This window comes from Salisaeta longa DSM 21114, from assembly GCF_000419585.1.
Lineage (GTDB): Bacteria > Bacteroidota > Rhodothermia > Rhodothermales > Salinibacteraceae > Salisaeta > Salisaeta longa.
This window is the reverse complement of record NZ_ATTH01000001.1, coordinates 1,225,634-1,241,996: the sequence shown is the minus strand read 5'-3', so window position 1 is coordinate 1,241,996 and position 16,363 is coordinate 1,225,634. Positions and strand designations below refer to the sequence as shown.

General features: G+C 63.6%; 16 protein-coding genes. 9 read left to right on the top strand and 7 right to left on the bottom strand.

Translation table 11 applies throughout. From position 1 onward, the window contains the following. Positions 1 to 3: 3 nt before the first annotated feature. Positions 4 to 3,147, bottom strand: a complete 3,144-nt coding sequence (locus SALLO_RS15345; RefSeq protein ID WP_022835253.1) for an efflux RND transporter permease subunit — start codon at positions 3,145 to 3,147, stop codon at positions 4 to 6. A gap of 42 nt (positions 3,148 to 3,189) precedes the next feature. Next, on the bottom strand, positions 3,190 to 4,257 hold the full coding sequence (locus tag SALLO_RS0105145) for an efflux RND transporter periplasmic adaptor subunit (RefSeq protein WP_022835252.1): 1,068 nt from the start codon (positions 4,255 to 4,257) through the stop codon (positions 3,190 to 3,192). Between the two features lie 239 nt (positions 4,258 to 4,496). Between SALLO_RS0105145 and SALLO_RS15340 the strand changes: the two genes are divergently transcribed. After that, a complete protein-coding gene (locus tag SALLO_RS15340; RefSeq protein WP_022835251.1) occupies positions 4,497 to 5,768 on the top strand; it encodes an RNA-guided endonuclease InsQ/TnpB family protein in 1,272 nt (423 codons plus the stop codon). A 307-nt stretch (positions 5,769 to 6,075) separates the two neighbouring features. Then, on the top strand, positions 6,076 to 6,675 hold the full coding sequence (locus tag SALLO_RS0105135) for an AP2 domain-containing protein (RefSeq protein WP_022835250.1): 600 nt from the start codon (positions 6,076 to 6,078) through the stop codon (positions 6,673 to 6,675). A gap of 119 nt (positions 6,676 to 6,794) precedes the next feature. Here the strand turns inward: SALLO_RS0105135 and SALLO_RS15335 are convergent, their stop codons facing one another. Next, entirely contained in the window at positions 6,795 to 7,250 is a 456-nt protein-coding gene (locus SALLO_RS15335) for a hypothetical protein (RefSeq protein ID WP_051141301.1), read from the bottom strand. A gap of 185 nt (positions 7,251 to 7,435) precedes the next feature. On the opposite strand from SALLO_RS15335, the gene SALLO_RS18115 reads away from it, so the two are divergent. The 5 genes from SALLO_RS18115 (at position 7,436) to SALLO_RS0105105 (ending at position 11,047) form a co-directional block, all read left to right on the top strand. Further along, the gene (locus SALLO_RS18115) at positions 7,436 to 7,714 is read left to right on the top strand and encodes a PLD nuclease N-terminal domain-containing protein (RefSeq protein WP_022835248.1); all 279 of its coding nucleotides are present in this window, start codon (positions 7,436 to 7,438) and stop codon (positions 7,712 to 7,714) included. Positions 7,715 to 7,786: 72 nt separating this feature from the next. Beyond that, the gene (locus SALLO_RS0105120) at positions 7,787 to 8,497 is read left to right on the top strand and encodes a hypothetical protein (RefSeq protein ID WP_022835247.1); all 711 of its coding nucleotides are present in this window, start codon (positions 7,787 to 7,789) and stop codon (positions 8,495 to 8,497) included. Beyond that, positions 8,494 to 8,853: a CHY zinc finger protein gene (locus SALLO_RS0105115; RefSeq protein ID WP_022835246.1), complete on the top strand. Its 360-nt coding sequence runs from the start codon at positions 8,494 to 8,496 to the stop codon at positions 8,851 to 8,853. The genes SALLO_RS0105120 and SALLO_RS0105115 overlap by 4 nt, the downstream gene beginning before the upstream one ends. Then, the gene (locus SALLO_RS0105110) at positions 8,834 to 9,499 is read left to right on the top strand and encodes a haloacid dehalogenase type II (RefSeq protein ID WP_022835245.1); all 666 of its coding nucleotides are present in this window, start codon (positions 8,834 to 8,836) and stop codon (positions 9,497 to 9,499) included. The genes SALLO_RS0105115 and SALLO_RS0105110 overlap by 20 nt, the downstream gene beginning before the upstream one ends. A 99-nt stretch (positions 9,500 to 9,598) precedes the next feature. Continuing rightward, complete coding sequence (locus SALLO_RS0105105) at positions 9,599 to 11,047, top strand: DASH family cryptochrome (RefSeq protein ID WP_022835244.1); 1,449 nt, start codon at positions 9,599 to 9,601, stop codon at positions 11,045 to 11,047. 39 nt (positions 11,048 to 11,086) lie between these two features. Here the strand turns inward: SALLO_RS0105105 and SALLO_RS0105100 are convergent, their stop codons facing one another. The 4 genes from SALLO_RS0105100 to SALLO_RS0105085 all read right to left on the bottom strand — a co-directional run bounded on the left by SALLO_RS0105100 (position 11,087) and on the right by SALLO_RS0105085 (position 14,193). Then, positions 11,087 to 11,554, bottom strand: a complete 468-nt coding sequence (locus tag SALLO_RS0105100; protein ID WP_022835243.1) for a redoxin domain-containing protein — start codon at positions 11,552 to 11,554, stop codon at positions 11,087 to 11,089. A 19-nt stretch (positions 11,555 to 11,573) separates the two neighbouring features. After that, positions 11,574 to 12,812, bottom strand: a complete 1,239-nt coding sequence (locus SALLO_RS0105095) for an ABC transporter permease (RefSeq protein WP_022835242.1) — start codon at positions 12,810 to 12,812, stop codon at positions 11,574 to 11,576. Positions 12,813 to 12,875: 63 nt separating this feature from the next. Beyond that, positions 12,876 to 13,790 (bottom strand): S66 peptidase family protein, encoded by a 915-nt coding sequence (locus SALLO_RS0105090; RefSeq protein WP_022835241.1) that lies wholly within the window; start codon positions 13,788 to 13,790, stop codon positions 12,876 to 12,878. A 100-nt stretch (positions 13,791 to 13,890) separates the two neighbouring features. Continuing rightward, positions 13,891 to 14,193, bottom strand: coding sequence for a hypothetical protein (locus SALLO_RS0105085; protein ID WP_028566926.1), 303 nt, complete (start codon positions 14,191 to 14,193; stop codon positions 13,891 to 13,893). A 411-nt stretch (positions 14,194 to 14,604) separates the two neighbouring features. Here SALLO_RS0105085 and SALLO_RS0105080 point away from each other — a divergent pair, with 411 nt between their 5' ends. Further along, complete coding sequence (locus SALLO_RS0105080; protein ID WP_084696169.1) at positions 14,605 to 15,771, top strand: FAD-dependent oxidoreductase; 1,167 nt, start codon at positions 14,605 to 14,607, stop codon at positions 15,769 to 15,771. Between the two features lie 175 nt (positions 15,772 to 15,946). Beyond that, positions 15,947 to 16,318, top strand: coding sequence for a helix-turn-helix domain-containing protein (locus SALLO_RS0105075; RefSeq protein ID WP_028566925.1), 372 nt, complete (start codon positions 15,947 to 15,949; stop codon positions 16,316 to 16,318). Positions 16,319 to 16,363: the final 45 nt, after the last annotated feature.

Below are 16,363 nucleotides of genomic sequence, written 5' to 3'. Positions count from 1 at the left end.
GCATCAGGAGTCTTGTTGCGCGGCGGCGGTCGACGGATGAAGCGATGCGGCCTCGTTGGAGGCGCCATCGCCGGTGGTGGCGAGCACGGGCCCCGCATCGGGGTGGGTAATGTACGTGTACAGGGCGGGAATCACAAAGAGCGTAAGGCCGGTGCCAATCAGCAAGCCGCCAATGACGGCCAGCCCCATCGGCACGCGGCTCTCGGCGCCCGCGCCCAGGGCCAGCGCAATCGGCAGCACGCCCAACACGGTCGATAGCACCGTCATCAGGATTGGACGAAAGCGGGCCACGGCGGCCTCTTCGATGGCCTCTCGGATGGAGCGGCCGGCGGCCTTCCGCTGGTTGGCAAACTCCACGATCAGGATGCCATTTTTTGCCACGAGGCCCACCAGCATCACGATGCCAATCTGGCTAAAGATGTTGATGGACTGGTTGAAGTACCAGAGGAACAGCAGCGCCCCGGTGAGCGCAAGCGGCACGGTAAGCAAGATGGTGAACGGGTCGCGGAAGCTCTCAAACTGCCCGGCCAGCACCAGGTAGATGAGCACGATGGCCAGGCCAAACACGTACAGAAGGCGGTTTGAGGTCTCCTGAAAGTCGCGTGAGGGGCCGTCAAGCGCCGTCGAGAACGAGTTGTCGAGCACATCCTGTGCGATTGCGTCCATCGCGTTGATGCCGTCGGCGATGGTGCGCCTCGGCGTCAGTTGGGCCGAGATGGTGGCCGACATGTAGCGGTTGAACCGGTAGAGCTGTGGGGGCGTGGAGCCTTCCGTGACGGTCACGAGGTTGTCGAGCAAGACGGGTTCCCCGCTCGCCGAGCGCACGTAGAGCGTCTTGAGGTCGAGCGGCTCGTTGCGGCTTTCGTCTTGCACCTGCGCGATGACCTCGCGCTGCTCGCCATTGCGGATGAAGTAGCCCACGCGCTGCTCGCTGAGCGCCAGTTGCAAGGTTTCGGCTACGTCGAGCGGCGAGACGCCGATGTTGTTGGCCCGGTTGCGGTCGATGCGCACTTGCAGTTCGGGCTTGTTGAACTTCAAGTTGGTTTGGACGAACGCAAACGCTGGATCTTCTTGTGCGCGGCGCAGAAAGGTGGGCAGCACCCGCCGCAGCGCTTCTACGTTGGGCGCTTGCAGCACGTATTGCACCGGCAAGCCGTCGCTGAAGCCCACCGAGATGGTTTGCTCCTGCGATATAAAGGTTTGCGAGCCCTCCAGCCGGCTCACCACTTGTTGGAGCCGATCGGCGTACTGCATCTGGGTGGAGTCGCGCTGTGCCGGCGGCACCAGTTGCACGCGCATGAATCCGGAGTTGACCGAGCTAGAGGCGCCGAAGCCCGGCGAGGTGACCGAGATAACCGCGTCGAGGTTCTCCGGGCCAATGACGTCTTGCAGCGTGCCATACAGCCGGCCCATAAACCGATCCATGTAGGCAAAGGTGGCCCCCTCGCGGGCCGTGGTAAACAGCCGCAGGCTGCTGCGGTCTTCCAGCGGGGCCAGCTGCTTCGGCAGCGTCACGTACAGCACGCCAATCAGCGCCACCGAGCCCGCCATGATGGCAAACGCCACCCACCGCCGCTCCATAAAGGCCTGCAGCCATCGCTTGTAGCCCTGCGTGAGCCACTGAAAGAACGGCTCGGTAACGCGGTACACCCACGACGACGATTCCTCATGGGGCTTCAGGAAGCGCGAGCAGAGCATGGGCGTTAGGGTGAGCGCCACAAACGTCGAGATGATCACCGCACCAGCAATCACCAGCCCAAACTCCTGAAAGAGTTGCCCGGTAAGGCCGCCCAAGAAGATGATCGGCAAAAAGACCGACACCAGGGCAATGGACGTGGCCAGCACCGCGAAGAAAATCTCGCGTGTGCCTTGAATGCCCGCTTCGATAGGGTCGAGGCCATCCTCAATTTTGGCGTAGATATTCTCCAGCACCACAATGGCGTCATCCACCACAAGGCCAATGCCCAGCACGATGGCCAACAGCGTGAGCACGTTGATGGAGAAGTCGAAGGCGTACATCACGAAGAACGCGCCCACCAGCGCCACGGGAATCGTGACCAGCGGGATGAGGGTGGAGCGCACGTCGCGCAGGAACGCAAAGATGATGAGCACCACCAGGATGAACGCGATCAGGATGGTTTGCTGCACCTCGTTGATGCTTTTGCGGATCTGCGAGGTGACGTCAAAGCCAATGCCCAGGCTGATGTCGGCTGGCAGGTCCTGCTTGATGTCCTCGACCCGCTGGTAAAACTCGTCGACGATGTCGATGTAGTTGGAGCCAGGAAGCGGGCGCAGCACCACGCCCACCATGGGCACGCCGTCGCGCTTGAGGACCGTACGCATGTTTTGCGGCCCAATCTCGGCGCGGCCCACGTCCTCCAGCCGTACAATCTGCCCGCTGGGGCTTTGCTTCAGGATGAGGTTGTTGAAGTCCTCCACCGTTTGCAGGCGGCTGAGCGTGCGCACCGTGAGCTCGATCGTTTCGCCCTCGATGCGGCCCGAGGGCAGCTCAACGTTGGCGGTTTGGAGCGCGCGGCGCACGTCGCCCGGTACCAGTCCGTAGCCCGCGAGGCGCTGCGGGTCGAGCCACAGGCGCATGGCGTAGGTTTTATCGCCCCAGATGTCGACACGGCTCACGCCCGCGATGGTCTGCAAGCGCTCTTTGAAGCGGTTGTCGGCAATCTCGGTGAGCTGCATGAGGTTGCGCTCGCCGCTCTTGATGTTCAGAAACACAATGGGCGGCGCGTCGGCATCCGACTTCGAGACGGTGGGCGGCTCCACGTCCTGCGGCAACTGGCCAAGCGCGCGCGACACCCGGTCGCGTACGTCGTTCGCCGCCCGCTCTAAGTCGGCCGACAGATCAAATTCCACCGTAATGGTAGAGCGCCCCTCGCGGCTCACCGACGTGATGGTGCGGATGCCATCGACGCCATTGATTTGCTCTTCGAGGGGTTCGGTAATCTGCGAGTCGATGACTTCGGCGTTGGCCCCGCGGTAGTTGGTAACGACGCTGATGATGGGCGGGTCGACGGCCGGGTACTCGCGGACGCCGAGGAAGTAAAACCCGACGGCGCCAAAGATGAGAATGACCAGCGAGAATACGGTGGAAAGCACCGGGCGCTCGATGCTGAGCTTGTAAAGCGTCATGACGGTTCGGGGCAGGAGGTGAGGGGCGAGGCGGCTGCGCAGTTACTCGACGCGCTCAACGCGCACGGGCAGGCCGCCGCGCAGGCGCTGCAGCCCCGAGGTAATGACGGTGTCGCCGGCGGCAAGGCCCTCCGTAATTTGCACGGCAGAGTCGCCCCGCACGCCCAGCGTTACGTTGCGCGGCTGCGCCACGCCCCGTTCAAGCACGAACACCTGCTGCGTACCCAGCTCCGGTAGCACGGCAAACGTGGGGACGGTGAGGGCGTCGCGCGTGGCTTGCAGGGGCACGGTGATGTCGGCAAACGCGCCGGGGCGGAGGCGGCGGGCCGGATTGGCGAGGCGGGCGCGCAAGGGCAGGGTGCGCGTTTCGGGGTCGATGGTGGAGGCCTGGGCGTAAATAGTGGCCGTATGCACCGTGTCGCCGCCCCGCACGCGAAACCGAATGGGCTGGCCCGGGGCCACGCGCCCGGCGTACTGCTCGGGCACCGAAAAGTCCAGCTTTAGCGGGTTGAGATCGTGCAGCATGGCCACCGTCGTTTGCGGGGTGAGGTAGCTGCCTTCACTTACGTATCGCAGACCCACCGTGCCGCCAAACGGCGCGCGCACCTTCGTTTTAGCAATTTGGGCATCCAGGAGCGCTTGCTCTGCCTCCAGCACCTGCACGCGGGTCAGCGTCTCGTCGTAGGTTTCCTGACTCACGCCGCCCTGCTGCAGCAACTGCGCTTGCCGCTGTGCTTGCTCGCGGGCCAGGGATAGCTCATGAGACAGGCGCTCACGCTGTGCTTCCAGCTCGGCGCTGTTGATGGTGAAGAGCAGCTGCCCGGCCGCCACGCGATCCCCCTCGGCAAAGCGGAGTGAAGTGATCTTCCCGCTTGTCTCGGCCGTTAGCGCCACGGATTCATTCGCGCGCAGCGTGCCGGTCGTTTCAATGCGCTCGGTTACCGTCGTCGGCGTTACAACGGTGACGTCGACGCCGAGGGGGGGCGCTGCGCCGCGGTTGCTCGATGCGGCGTCACCAGACGCGCTGATTTTAGGCCAAGCCAGCAGCCCCATCACGCCAAGTGCCACAACCCAGCCGGCGATCTGCTTGCCCGTCGAAGATGTCATCATGCGTACATCGTGATCAATTGCAAAGATACGGCTTGCTAACTCTCGGCCTTCCGCACAGTTCAGGCCGCAAACCCGCAAATGCACATTGTTACGTTCCCTTATAGTACTGGGAGAGCGCGAGAGGGCTGCAAAACGCCCGCTTTTAAGCGGGTGATACGCGGACCCTCTCGCTGTGAGTACGCGAGTTCGCATGCGAGCGCACGGAGCTTTACAGGCGTATCGTCATTTAGGCAAATACCATGCGATACAACACCGCCTACAAATTTCGATTCTATCCGACCGCCGAGCAGAAGGCGGCGCTGGCCGAGGTGTTCGGCCACACCCGCTACGTCTGGAACTGGGCGCTTGACCTCCGCACGCAGAGCTACTACGACGAAGGGAAATCGCTCACCTACACGGCGACCTCGAAGCGTCTGACTGCGCACAAGAAGGAAAAGGAGTGGCTTCGCAATGTGTCGAGCGTCGCCCTTCAACAGAAGCTCCGCGACCTGGAGCAAGCGTTTCAGAACTTCTTCGACGGCAGAGCGGGCTACCCCAACTTCAAGCGAAAGCACGGAAAGCAAACGGCCCGCTTCGCCTCGAATGCCTTCACGCTTGACGGCAAGCGCTTGAGCGTGTCGAAGGTGCCCGGCACGCTGAACGTGCGGTGGAGCCGGGATCTGTCCGACAGTTGCAACGTCACGTCGGTTACGCTCACCAAAGACCCGGCGGGGCGCTACTTCGTGAGTTTGACCTGCACCGAGGAAAAGAAGCCGCTGCCGGAGACGGATCGTACCGTCGGCATCGACCTCGGCATCACCGATGTGGTCGTCACCTCCGATGGCTTCAAGAGCGGCAATCCGAAGTATCTGGAGGACGACCTGTATCGCCTTCGCAAAGCACAACGCCGCCTCTCTCGTAAAGAGAAAGGCAGCCAGAACTGGAAGAAGCAGAAACGTAAAGTCGCGCGTCTGCACGCGAAGATTGCGGACAAACGAAACGACTTCCTTCACAAGCTCTCCCGCAAACTCGTTGACGAAAACCAAGTCATCGCGCTGGAGAGCCTGAACGTGAAGGGAATGCAGCGACGCGAAGCGAGTGCTGTTTCAGTGCAGAACCGATCCCTGAGCCGCAGTATTGCCGACACCGGGTGGTCTACGCTCGTTCGATACATTGAGTACAAAGCCGAATGGGCAGGCCGTACGGTCGTGAAGATTGACCGTTGGTTTCCATCCACGAAGCGGTGTTCCGCCTGCGGGCACGTCGGAGGGACCAAGCCGCTGTCGGTTCGGCATTGGCAATGTGAGGAGTGCGGCGCATGTCATGATCGGGACGTGAATGCTGCGAAAAACATTTGTACCGTCGGGCTGGCGGGAGCGCAGAAATTTCTGCGCGAGGACTGTGAAGGACGCGGTAAGCCCCACAAAGCCTTTGTGCGAAGTGGGCACGGTCCGGTGAAGCAGTACGTCTTTTGCGTGAGCAAGAATCCTCGCCCTTTAGGGCGGGGAGAAGTCAATTTGGTCTGTTGTTGAAGCGGACGAGCGGGTGCGCGCTTGCATTTCTGAAATGTTTCCCGCACATTAGGAGTGGTTCATTGCGCGTCCTTGTTTAAGCGCGCAACCGTACACCATTAACGGCCCGCGCCGCGCACAAACGTCTCTGCTGCTTGTCCAACGCACCGTTGCAACACGCGACTGAACGAAGGCCATAGCATTTCGCTAGATCTTCGGCAGATGATGGCCCTATCTTTTTGGACCACCACGCGGTGCACGCGCAGAATCGCCCGGCAAATGGCCGTTCCCCACCAAATCGAATCGATTGTTACAACATACAACCGCAATGCCTGACAAACCGAAGAACGTTTTCCGGATTGACATTGAGCCCACCGAGGAGGCCCCGGATCGTCATCCCACCCACGGGTGGCAAGTGCGCATCAAGCGCCAGAAGAAACAGCACACCAAGTACTTCTCGGACAAGCGCTTTGGCGGGACCGATGAGGCGCTGGAGGCGGCCGTGGCCTACCGCGATGAGTTGCTGGATGAACTGCCCGATCCGCTCGATCCGGTGAAGCGCTCGGCCGAGGCCCGCTCCAAAACAGGCGTTATCGGACTCAACTTTTGCTGGAAAGACGACGGCAGCGGCACACCCAAGCCCTACGTGCAACTGAGCTGGCTGGAAGAGGATGGCACGCGCCGTTCGGCGGCCTACTCCGTGCGCAAGTGGAACCTGCGCCGCGCCGTGTGGAAGGCGTGCGTCCGGCTCCACAAGGCGCGCCAGGAGCACAACACCGGCGAGCTGGAGGAAGTAAATGCGATGTTCCAGACGGCCTACCCCAACATCCGCGAGAGCTACATGGAGGGCCCGGACGGCAACGGGCTCGACGATAGCGCGGAAACGCCCGATGCCGATGTGGCTGATGCGGTGCCCGCAGGCGCGTAACGACCTGCGGTGTAGACGCTTTGCAGTGTGCAAGCGGGCCGCTCCATCAGGGCGGCCCGCTTTATTGTAGACCATTGTCGTTTAGGCGCTATCTGATGAGACAGCGTGTAGCGCCACACTCAGTTCTGGCGGGCGCGCACCAGCTCGAAGCACGTGCCCGGATCGGGCGACCCTTCGACGGTGTAGCCGCGCAAGGTGCCGTCGTCATCCGCCATGAGGGCCAGCGCCTCGGTGTTTGGGTCGTACGTTTGAAGCTTGGTGGTAAACCACGCGGCCAGAGGGCCCGTCACGCGGTCGTCGAGCCACGCCCCATGATCGGGCGCATACATCAGCTTGCGCGTGTCCATCGTATGCTCCACATCCGCGGTGGCCGGATCGGTGGCAGCCACGACCACCGCGCCAATGCCAATCTTCTTGAATCCGTAGAAGGACGCCGCCGCAATGTCCATCCAGTGCCCCGTGATGAAGTCGTGGTGGGCGCGCTCCAGGCGGTCCTCGGCCGGTTGATGGTCGGGCATGCCCACGGTAATGAACTGGCCCTGATCGTTGATGACGGTGCTGGTGCGGTCAGCCATGCGTACATGGTTTATTGTACGGGTGCGTTCAATCTGCCATACGCGCGGCGCGCCTTCTGGTGCAGCGCACGGGCGGCGCCTTCGTAACAAACCCGTGTCTTTGCGCGGCCCCCGGTTGTACCCATTTGGGGGGCGCGTGCGTATTGGTGGGTGAACGGTTGTCCAATCACTTGCTACAGAATATTATGAACCGCTTGTATCGCGTTGCACCTGCCCCCCTCATCGCCGCCTGCACCACCTTGCTCCTGCTGCTTACGGGCTGTGGGCCGAATCTCTTTCGGCGAATGGCGTCGCCGCGCTGGGGGTTCTTCGGAACGATCATCATCATCTTGGACATCATCGCCTTAATTGACTTGCTGGGCGACAAGAAGCGCGAGACGGGCGACAAGATTCTTTGGACGCTCCTCATCGTGTTCATGCCGCTGTTGGGCTGCCTGCTGTACTACTGGGTGGGCCGCGAGTAGGGCCATGCCCCGAACGATGACGGGCCTAAGGCGTGCGCTGGTAGACCTTCCGGTGCACGCCTCTTGTTTTGTATGCTGCTACGTCTCGGACTTCTTTGCCTTGCGGGATGGCTGGTGGGGTGCGGCACGGCCCGCCTGACGCCCGCGCAACAACAGGCCGCCTACGCGGCTGCGATTCGGGATGCCAAAACGGCCGCGTTTGCGGAGGTGACGACGCAGCTCACGCCCATCACCCCGGCGCATGCCCCGCTGCGGTGGCGCACCATCGACGGCGCGCGGCATGTGCAGGTGGTTACGTGGACCGATACGCTTGCCGGCCGCGGCCTCCTGCGCCTGCAGGAAACGGTGTGGGTGACGCCGGTGCCGGTTCTTCAGCAGATGTGCCGCGCGTTTGACCGAACGGGCCCGGCGCTCGCCGATCGGCTGCGGCAGGTGCTTGGCCTTCCGCCCCATGCGCCCTACACGCGCTTCGTAACCCTGTGGGTGCGCCCGCACGACCTGGTGCGCCCGTGCCCCGATCCTGAAATTAACGATCGGGAGTGCCTGCCCAATTCGCCGCGGCCGTCGTCTGTGCTCACGGTGTCGTCTGCGCACACGCAATGGATGGATGCCACCGCGCGTGCGTCATACCACTCGGACGGCTATCCGTGGACGCGCCTCGGCTACACGTACGATTGGCATCCGGGCACCGACGAGGTGGGCGTGAGCGAGTTTGTCATTCATCCGGGGGCCACCGTGCGTATTGCCAACCGCGTTTCCACTGCTCGCTACTGCATGCCATGACCCGATCCATTCACCGCCACACGGTGCACGGCGTCGCCGTCGATGCGGAGACCCGATGCGCGCACTACCACGCGGCCGTCGACCGGATTGCGATTCGCTTTCCGTGCTGCGGCCGGTTCTATCCCTGCCTTGCCTGCCACGCGGCCTGTGCCGATCATGCGGCTGAGCGCTGGCCGGCTGATGCGCGCGACACGCCCGCCGTACTGTGCGGCGCCTGCGGCACCGTACTCACCATTGCAGCGTACCTGCACACCAACCATCGCTGTCCCCATTGCCACGCGGCGTTCAACCCCGGCTGCGCGGCGCACTATGATCGCTACTTTGCCCCGCTGCCCAATGCCGACCGCCGTTTTTGATGTCAACGAAACACTGCTCGACCTGCGCGTGCTCGATGCTCCCTTTCAGGACGCGCTGGGGGCCGCCGATGCCCGCGCGCAGTGGTTTCAGCAGCTGCTGGAGCTGGCGTTCACCTGCGTAGCCACCGATGCCTACACCGACTTCGGCACGTTGGCCCGCGCGGCCCTGCGTATGTGTGCCGATCGTGAGCGGGTGACGCTCGACCGGGCGGCGATGGATCGGCTGCTGGGGCGCTTACGGCGCTTGCCGCCTCATGCCGAGGTGCCGGCGGCGCTCCAGAGCCTCCATGCGGCCGGGTGGCAGCTTCTTGCGCTGAGCAACGGCACGCCCGAGGCGCTGCAGGCACAGCTGCGCCATGCCGGCCTCGCCCCGCTCTTCGCGGGCATCGTGTCGGTGGATGAGGCGCGGCAGCTCAAGCCGGGGCCCAAGCCGTACCGGCTGGTTACGGAGCGTTACGCGATTGACCCGGCGGCCGCGTACTTTGTGGCGGCCCACGTGTGGGACCTGGCCGGTGCGCGGCGCGCGGGCTACCAAACGGTGTTCGTACAGCGCGCGGGGAAGGTGCCCAACCCGCTCGATGCATCGCACGCGCTGGCCGCGCCTTCGCTCATGTCCCTCGCGGAGGCGCTGCTCGACCGCTCCTGATGCTGTAACGCCGGTGTAAGGAAGCGGGCCGCGGGCGAACGGCTGCACGGGCCTCGCGTCGGAACTGTACACTGCTCCTGTCCACGCGCTCGCCTCGTCATGCCCACCACTGCCCTCGTCTGGTTTCGCAACGACCTTCGCCTTCGCGACCACGAGGCGCTTGCGTATGCGGCCCGGCGCCACGACCGCCTGCTGCCCGTCTACTGCCTGGCCCCCCGTCTCTTGGAAACCACGCGGTGGGGCGTTGCCAAAACCGGTGCCTTCCGCCTTCGCTTTTTGCTGGAAAGCCTCGCCGACTTGCGCGCCTCGCTGCGCGGGCGCGGTAGCGACCTCCTCGTGCGTCAGGGCGCGCCGGCAACCGTCATCAAGGACTTGGTTACGACGCACGCCGTGGACGAAGTGTGCTTCATTGAAGAAGTGGGCACCGAAGAGTCCGCCGCCGAACAGGCCGTTGAAGACGCCCTGAAGGATACCGACGCGTCGCCCGCGTTCTTCTGGGGCAAAACGCTCTACCACCTCGACGATCTGCCCATCGACGGCCCGGCAGATGTCGACGACGTGTTTACGCCCTTCCGCAAGCGCCTCGAAAAGCAGAGCAGCGTGCGGGCAACCTTCGCGGCCCCCGATGCGCTTCCGCCCCTGCCCGATGCGGCACAAGCCGGGCCACTGCCCACGCTGCCCGACCTGGGCGTCTCGCCCGACGCGGCAACGCCCGATCCGCGCGGCGTGCTCCCCTTCAAAGGCGGCGAAACGGCCGGACTTGAGCGCCTGCGCACGTACTTGTGGGCCAAGGATTGCTTGCGCTCGTACAAAAAGACGCGAAACGGTCTGCTGGGCGCCAACTACTCGTCCAAGTTTTCGGCCTGGCTGGCCCACGGCTGCCTCTCGCCGCGCACGATCTACGAGGAAGTCAAGCGGTACGAGGACGAGCGTACATCCAACAAGTCGACCTACTGGATGATCTTCGAGCTCATCTGGCGCGACTTCTTCACGTTTGTGGGGTGGAAATATGGCGAACGGCTGTTTTACCGCTCCGGCCCCATGGATCGTGCAATCGACTGGACGACCCACGAGCCGTCGTTTGAGCGCTGGGCCACCGGCACCACGGGCATTCCGTTCATCGATGCCAACATGCGCGAGCTCAACACCACGGGATTCATGTCGAACCGCGGGCGCCAAAACGTGGCCAGCATGCTTGCCAAAAGCCTGCGGCTGGATTGGCGGATGGGCGCAGCGTACTTCGAGTCGAAGCTGGTGGATTATGACGTGACCAGCAACTGGGGCAACTGGGCCTACAACGCCGGGGTGGGACACGACCCGCGCGACCGGTACTTCAACATCGTGAAGCAGGCGCATCGCTATGACGGCGACGGCGCGTACGTGCGCCACTGGCTACCGGAGCTGGCCGACGTGCCCGACGAGAAGATCCATGAGCCGCAAACTATGAACACCGACGAGCAAAAAGCCGCCGGGTGCATCATCGGCACCGACTACCCGAACCCGATGGTCGACCTGGAGCAAACGTACGAACGCCTCCGCTCCGCATAACCGGAGCGAAGGCGCCCGTTTTACGGGATGGACCGTGCGCTACAGGTCGCGCAGGGCGTCTTTAATCGCATCGAAGTCGGGCTGGTTGCCGGCATTATCGAGCACCTCGGCGTAGCGAATGACGCCATCGCCATCAATCACGTACGCCGCCCGCTTGCTGATGCGGTCGAGCTGCATGGGCGTGAAGTCGTTGTCGTACTTCGCATCGTACGACGCGCTCACGCTTCCGTCATGGTCGCTGAGCAGCGGATACGAGAGGTCGTTGACGCGCCGAAACTCATCCAAAACGAACGGCGAGTCGGTCGAGATGCCCAGCACCTGCGCGTCACCGAAGGCATCGAGGTCGTTGTTCACGGTGTTCAGTTCCGTGGTGCAGACGCTGGTAAACGCGCCGGGAAAGAACAGGAGCACGACGGGCTGTCCCTCAAAATCTGAGAGCTGCACCGGCTCCATCTCGGTGGAGTACAGGGTGAAGGTGGGGGCGGGGGTGCCAGTGGAAAGGGCCATAAGGACGCATGAAGAGGCATTAACGGAATCGGATGGCGCGTACCGGCTCGATGCGTGAGGCCACGCGCGCCGGTACGTAGGCCGCGAGCGCACACAGCGTGCACGCCACAACCGCAACGATAACAAAGTCCCACGGGTTGAGTTCGATGGGCGCGGTGGTCATGTAGTAGGCCTCGGCCGGGAGGGGAATGAGCTGAAAGTGCTTTTGCGCGAGGCCCAGCCCCAGCGCGATGAGCGCCCCCAGCGCGGTGCCCACGCCACCCATCAGCAAGCCCAACGACAGAAAGAGCCGCCGCACCATGCGCGCCGAGGCGCCCAGGCTTTGCAAGACGCCAATCTCGCGGGTTTTCTCCAGCATCATCATCAAGAGCGTACCCACGATGTTGAACGCCGCCACGATGACGATGACGCCAATCACCAGCGGGATGATGCCCTCTTGGAGGTTCACCCACGCGAAGAGTCCAGAGAAGCGCTCGAACACGGTGCGCGCCGCGATGGGAAAGCCGAGGTCGCGTTCGATGCGCGCGGCCACCGAGTCGGCCTGCATAGGATCGGTCAGCTCCAGGTCGAACCGCGAGACGGCCGTGGCGGGCAGCCGCGCCAGGTCGCGGGCGGCCGGTAGCGACGTAAAGGTGTACGTGTCGTCGATGGTAGTGAGCGACGTCTCGTAGATGCCAGTTACCTGAAATTGCTTCACGCGGGGCCGTCCCATGGTGCCCGCCGCGACGTTGCGCGGCAGGGCAAACGCCGTCACGGACCTCCCCACCCGAAGCCCCAGGCGCTCGGCGAGCGAAGCCCCCACCACAAGCCCCGGCGCGCCCGTTGCGGTATCGGTAGCAAAGCGCCCTCGCACGATGCGTTGGGTGAGATACGGCGGCGGTGCCTCCACGCCCAGCACAATCACGCCGTCAACGGCGGTTGACGATTTGCGGAGCAGCACGAACGTCTCTACCACGGGGCGCACGCGCGCAACAGCCGGGAGCGCCTTCAGCTGCGATTCGCGCTCGGGCGCACGGGTCAGGGGTTCGTTTTGGATGTAGTGCGCCACCTCGACGTCGGCCCCGATGCCCATAATCTTGGATCGAATCTCCTGGCTGAAGCCGCGCACCACCGAGAGGGCCAGTAGCAGCGCCGCGACGCCGACGGCGATGCCGCCAACGGCCACGTAGGTGATGAAGCGCAAGAAGCTGCGTCCTTCCGACCGGCCCTCCGCGCCCCACAGGTACCGAAGCGCAACAAATCGCTCAAAGCGTGCCATGCAGCCAAACCAACGAATGGGGAAAGCGAACAGAAGCGCCAACGAAGCGGCTGGGCGTTCGGTTCAGGCCGCCCGGAGCGTCACCGCGCGGTCGGTCACGCGAAGCGCCACCGGCAGGCCGATGGGCAGGACGGTGCGGGGCATCAGGTGGCCGTAGCGAAGGTGCGTGGCCACCGGGTACGGACGGGCCGCGAAGTAGTCGCGAAAGATAGCGGTGAGGGTTGCCCGCGCGGCCTCCGTGTCTGCATGCTCCGGCAGCCGGAAGCGCCCCAGCACGACGCCCGCCAGTCCATCGAGGAGCCCGGCCAGGGCACAATGCGCAAGCATACGATCGACCCGATAGGGCGCCTCGGCCACGTCTTCAAGGACGAGGATCGCACCATCGAGCGAGGGCAAGTAGGGCGTGCCGATGAGGCGCGAGAGCACCGAGAGGTTGCCGCCCAGTAGCGGACCGGTCGCCGCGCCGGTGCGCAGGGGCACCGGGCCATCGTCGCTCGTTGCGGCGGTCCAGTCATGTGGATCATTCAGCGTAGCGTCGAGCGCGGCCTGCATGGGGGCATCCACCAGCGGCCACTCGGTAACCACGGGGCCCGAGAGGCCCACCCACCCCAATCGCTGATAGAGCGCCAGGTGCAGCGCCGTGATGTCGCTGTAGCCAATCACCCACGTGGGCGTGGCCGCGTCGTACGCCAGGTGCGGAAGCAAGCGCATGGCACCGTAGCCGCCCCGGACGCAAAAGATGGCGCGAATCGACGGGTCGCACAGCGCCGCATTTACGGCCTCCGTGCGTTCCACATCGGCGGCCGCGAGAAAATCGAGCGGGGCCGGGGCAGCGTTGGGCCCGTAGGCGGTGCGCACGTCGTAGCGCGCGCGAAGGGCCCGCAGGCCGGTGCGGTAGCGGTCGACGTTGCGGGGCGGGCTCGCCGGGGCCACCACAGCCACCGGGTCGCCCGGACGAAGGGGCGGCGGAGTACGCACGTGCGAGGTTGCTTGGTAGGAGGAAGGAGGTAGAACACACGAAGCCCCTGGCAACACCAGCGGCTTCGCGGTAGACAGAGTCTAAATGACAGCGCCGCGTTTAGCTGTCGCGCTCCGGGTCGAGGAAGATCGCCACCTTGTACAGGCGCTCACCGGCCTCGTTGGTGTCGTACGACCGCGACCGGACGATGTAACGTCCTTCCATGTGGCGGTTCATGTAGGCGCGAATGCCTTGCACCTCAGTGGAGGTGAGCGGCTCGCCTTCAATCTCCTCTACAAGAACGGCATCGCTGTCGCCATCAATGTTTTCCTCGGCTAAATCGAGGATGGGCGAATACTTGCTTCTACGTCGGCTGTGTCGGTTGATGGTACGCAAAGCCTCGCTTTTGGATACAACTTTCATTACAAGTAGTTATTTATCAGTGGGAAAATATACAGCCCATGGAATTGTTGGGCTGGATGGGTGTTCCTCCGCTTTCTGTAAAAGTATAAACGGCGTATGACAAAGAACGAGTGACTACATGAAGCCGTGTAGCGCGTGCATAACATCTGCAACAGAAAGGCTGTCATGATTGGTCGAAGCGCTTTCGCGATACAACATCGAAGCTATCCGCTTAAAAATTCGTGTAGGCGCGCACGCAGCATCACGGCTCTTTGCACCAACATCGTCATGGATGCTGATAAAATGAAGATTGAATTGAGTCAATTCGGAATGCCTGTGCAGGTGCACTGTATCTTTGCATCCATAAAATCGTAGCATTGTTGGCGCACGTTAGAAAGTAAACAGGCGTATAAACAGGACAGCACGCGGCGCATGAGATCTGTTGCAATTTTAGGAGGAGGCGTCAGTGGCCTTACGACCGGTGTGTTGCTGCAAGCAATGGGCTACGCGACCACGATATACGCCCGTACCCGCGCTGACCGGCCGGGGGATGCGCGGCCGCCGCGGGTGGCTAGTCTGTACCCGGCGGCCTCCGTGATTCCGCATACCGTTGCCATCGACCACGTTGCGGCGCATCTACGCGTTGCACAGAAGTTTTTTGCAGCGTTGTGCACCGATCCGTCGTTTGGCGTGCGCGTGCAGGATCACTACGAGGTGTACGAGGCGCCGGTGGCGTTGCCCGCGTACGCTGAGGCGCTTCGGCACCTCCGGGCGTTTCCCCGCGACGGCCGCGGCCTCCCGGAAGCGCCGCGCCGTCCCGGAGCGGCGCACATCTTTGGGTGGGCCTTCCGGGTGTTCTTTGCGGAGGCACCGGTGTACGTCGCACGTCTTGGACGGCTCTACCAAACACTCGGCGGTCGCGTCGTCCCGCAAGACCTGACGCGCGCCTCCCTCGATGCCCTGCCGGCTGATATCATGGTGAACACGCTGGGCGCCGGGGCGCCGCAACTCTTTGACGATCCCGCTCCGCTGCAGCTCATCCGGGGCGTGCTGGTACGCGTGCCTCCGGGCACCGGGCGGCGCTGCTCGTACAACTACACTCCGTCGCCCGCGCAGTACCGCGGGGCCGATGGGGCCGCCGGCGGGCTGTACTTCTACCCGCGCGGCGATGCCTGGCTGCTGGGCGGCACCAAGACCGCTGCTCCGTGGACGCCCTCGGGGTGGAGCGGGCCGTCGTTGCCCCCACCCACGCGCATCGTTGATGGCCTGGAGGTGCCCGCGGCGGTGCTCGACCTCAACGCAACCCTGGTGGAGCAGCTCACCGGCCACCGGGTGGCGCTCCACGACGCCCGCACAACCGTCGGCTATCGGTTCCATCGGACGCCGCTGCGCCTGGCGCGCGACACGTGGACCGATGGGCGTCCCGTGCTTCACAACTACGGCCACGGCGGGGCAGGCGTCACGCTATCGTGGAGCTGCGCGCGGCAGCTGGCGCACTGGGTAGATGAGCTGCAGCCGCCTTCTGCCGAGCCGCCTGCGCATCCGTGGGCGCAGCGGCTGCGGACCTGCACGCGTCGCACCTCGCCTGTAGACGCATAAACCTAATCGGCCCACAGGCGCCCTGCGGGCGGTTGAAACGTGCCGTGACACGCTCACGCAAAAGATTGGGACGCTCACGCAACGCAAGACAAACGAGCGCACGCTATCCTTACAGCGACGTCATCCAATGGCGTCATGGATCGTTTGCTTGCTCACGTTTCCCACACCCTTCGTCATGACGACGTCGCGTCCCGCCCGTCAGCATCCCTCCCTTTTTCGCCAGCGCCTTGAACACGCCATTCAGCATCACCTCGATGTGCCCACCTTTGGCGTGCAAGAGCTTGCGCATCATCTCGCCATGAGTCGGAGCACACTGTATCGTCGCGTGCAGGCCTACTACGACGTGTCGCCCTGTGCGCTCATCCGCGCCCGCCGCATGCAGGCCGCACGGGCGTTGTTGCGCACCGAGCAGTCGGTTACGCAAATCGCCTTTGCCGTCGGATACAGCAGCGTGCAAAGCTTCAGCACGCAATTTCGCGACTACCACGACCGCGCGCCCACCGAGCATGCCGCCGCGTGCTCTTCCGAACGGGTGCTGGTAGCTTAAAAAAGTTGACACATCACTTGAAGTACCACCGCTTCGTGGTGGTTA

Coding starts and splice junctions, on each gene's coding strand:
- SALLO_RS0105115 (WP_022835246.1), top strand. CDS start 8,494: ATGACCCGATCCATTCACCGCCACACGGTGCACGGCGTCGCCGTCGAT.
- SALLO_RS0105075 (WP_028566925.1), top strand. CDS start 15,947: ATGACGACGTCGCGTCCCGCCCGTCAGCATCCCTCCCTTTTTCGCCAG.
- SALLO_RS0105085 (WP_028566926.1), bottom strand. CDS start 14,193: ATGAAAGTTGTATCCAAAAGCGAGGCTTTGCGTACCATCAACCGACAC.
- SALLO_RS0105100 (WP_022835243.1), bottom strand. CDS start 11,554: ATGGCCCTTTCCACTGGCACCCCCGCCCCCACCTTCACCCTGTACTCC.
- SALLO_RS18115 (WP_022835248.1), top strand. CDS start 7,436: ATGAACCGCTTGTATCGCGTTGCACCTGCCCCCCTCATCGCCGCCTGC.
- SALLO_RS0105135 (WP_022835250.1), top strand. CDS start 6,076: ATGCCTGACAAACCGAAGAACGTTTTCCGGATTGACATTGAGCCCACC.
- SALLO_RS15335 (WP_051141301.1), bottom strand. CDS start 7,250: ATGGCTGACCGCACCAGCACCGTCATCAACGATCAGGGCCAGTTCATT.
- SALLO_RS0105145 (WP_022835252.1), bottom strand. CDS start 4,257: ATGATGACATCTTCGACGGGCAAGCAGATCGCCGGCTGGGTTGTGGCA.
- SALLO_RS0105110 (WP_022835245.1), top strand. CDS start 8,834: ATGCCGACCGCCGTTTTTGATGTCAACGAAACACTGCTCGACCTGCGC.
- SALLO_RS0105080 (WP_084696169.1), top strand. CDS start 14,605: ATGAGATCTGTTGCAATTTTAGGAGGAGGCGTCAGTGGCCTTACGACC.
- SALLO_RS0105120 (WP_022835247.1), top strand. CDS start 7,787: ATGCTGCTACGTCTCGGACTTCTTTGCCTTGCGGGATGGCTGGTGGGG.
- SALLO_RS0105105 (WP_022835244.1), top strand. CDS start 9,599: ATGCCCACCACTGCCCTCGTCTGGTTTCGCAACGACCTTCGCCTTCGC.
- SALLO_RS0105095 (WP_022835242.1), bottom strand. CDS start 12,812: ATGGCACGCTTTGAGCGATTTGTTGCGCTTCGGTACCTGTGGGGCGCG.
- SALLO_RS15340 (WP_022835251.1), top strand. CDS start 4,497: ATGCGATACAACACCGCCTACAAATTTCGATTCTATCCGACCGCCGAG.
- SALLO_RS15345 (WP_022835253.1), bottom strand. CDS start 3,147: ATGACGCTTTACAAGCTCAGCATCGAGCGCCCGGTGCTTTCCACCGTA.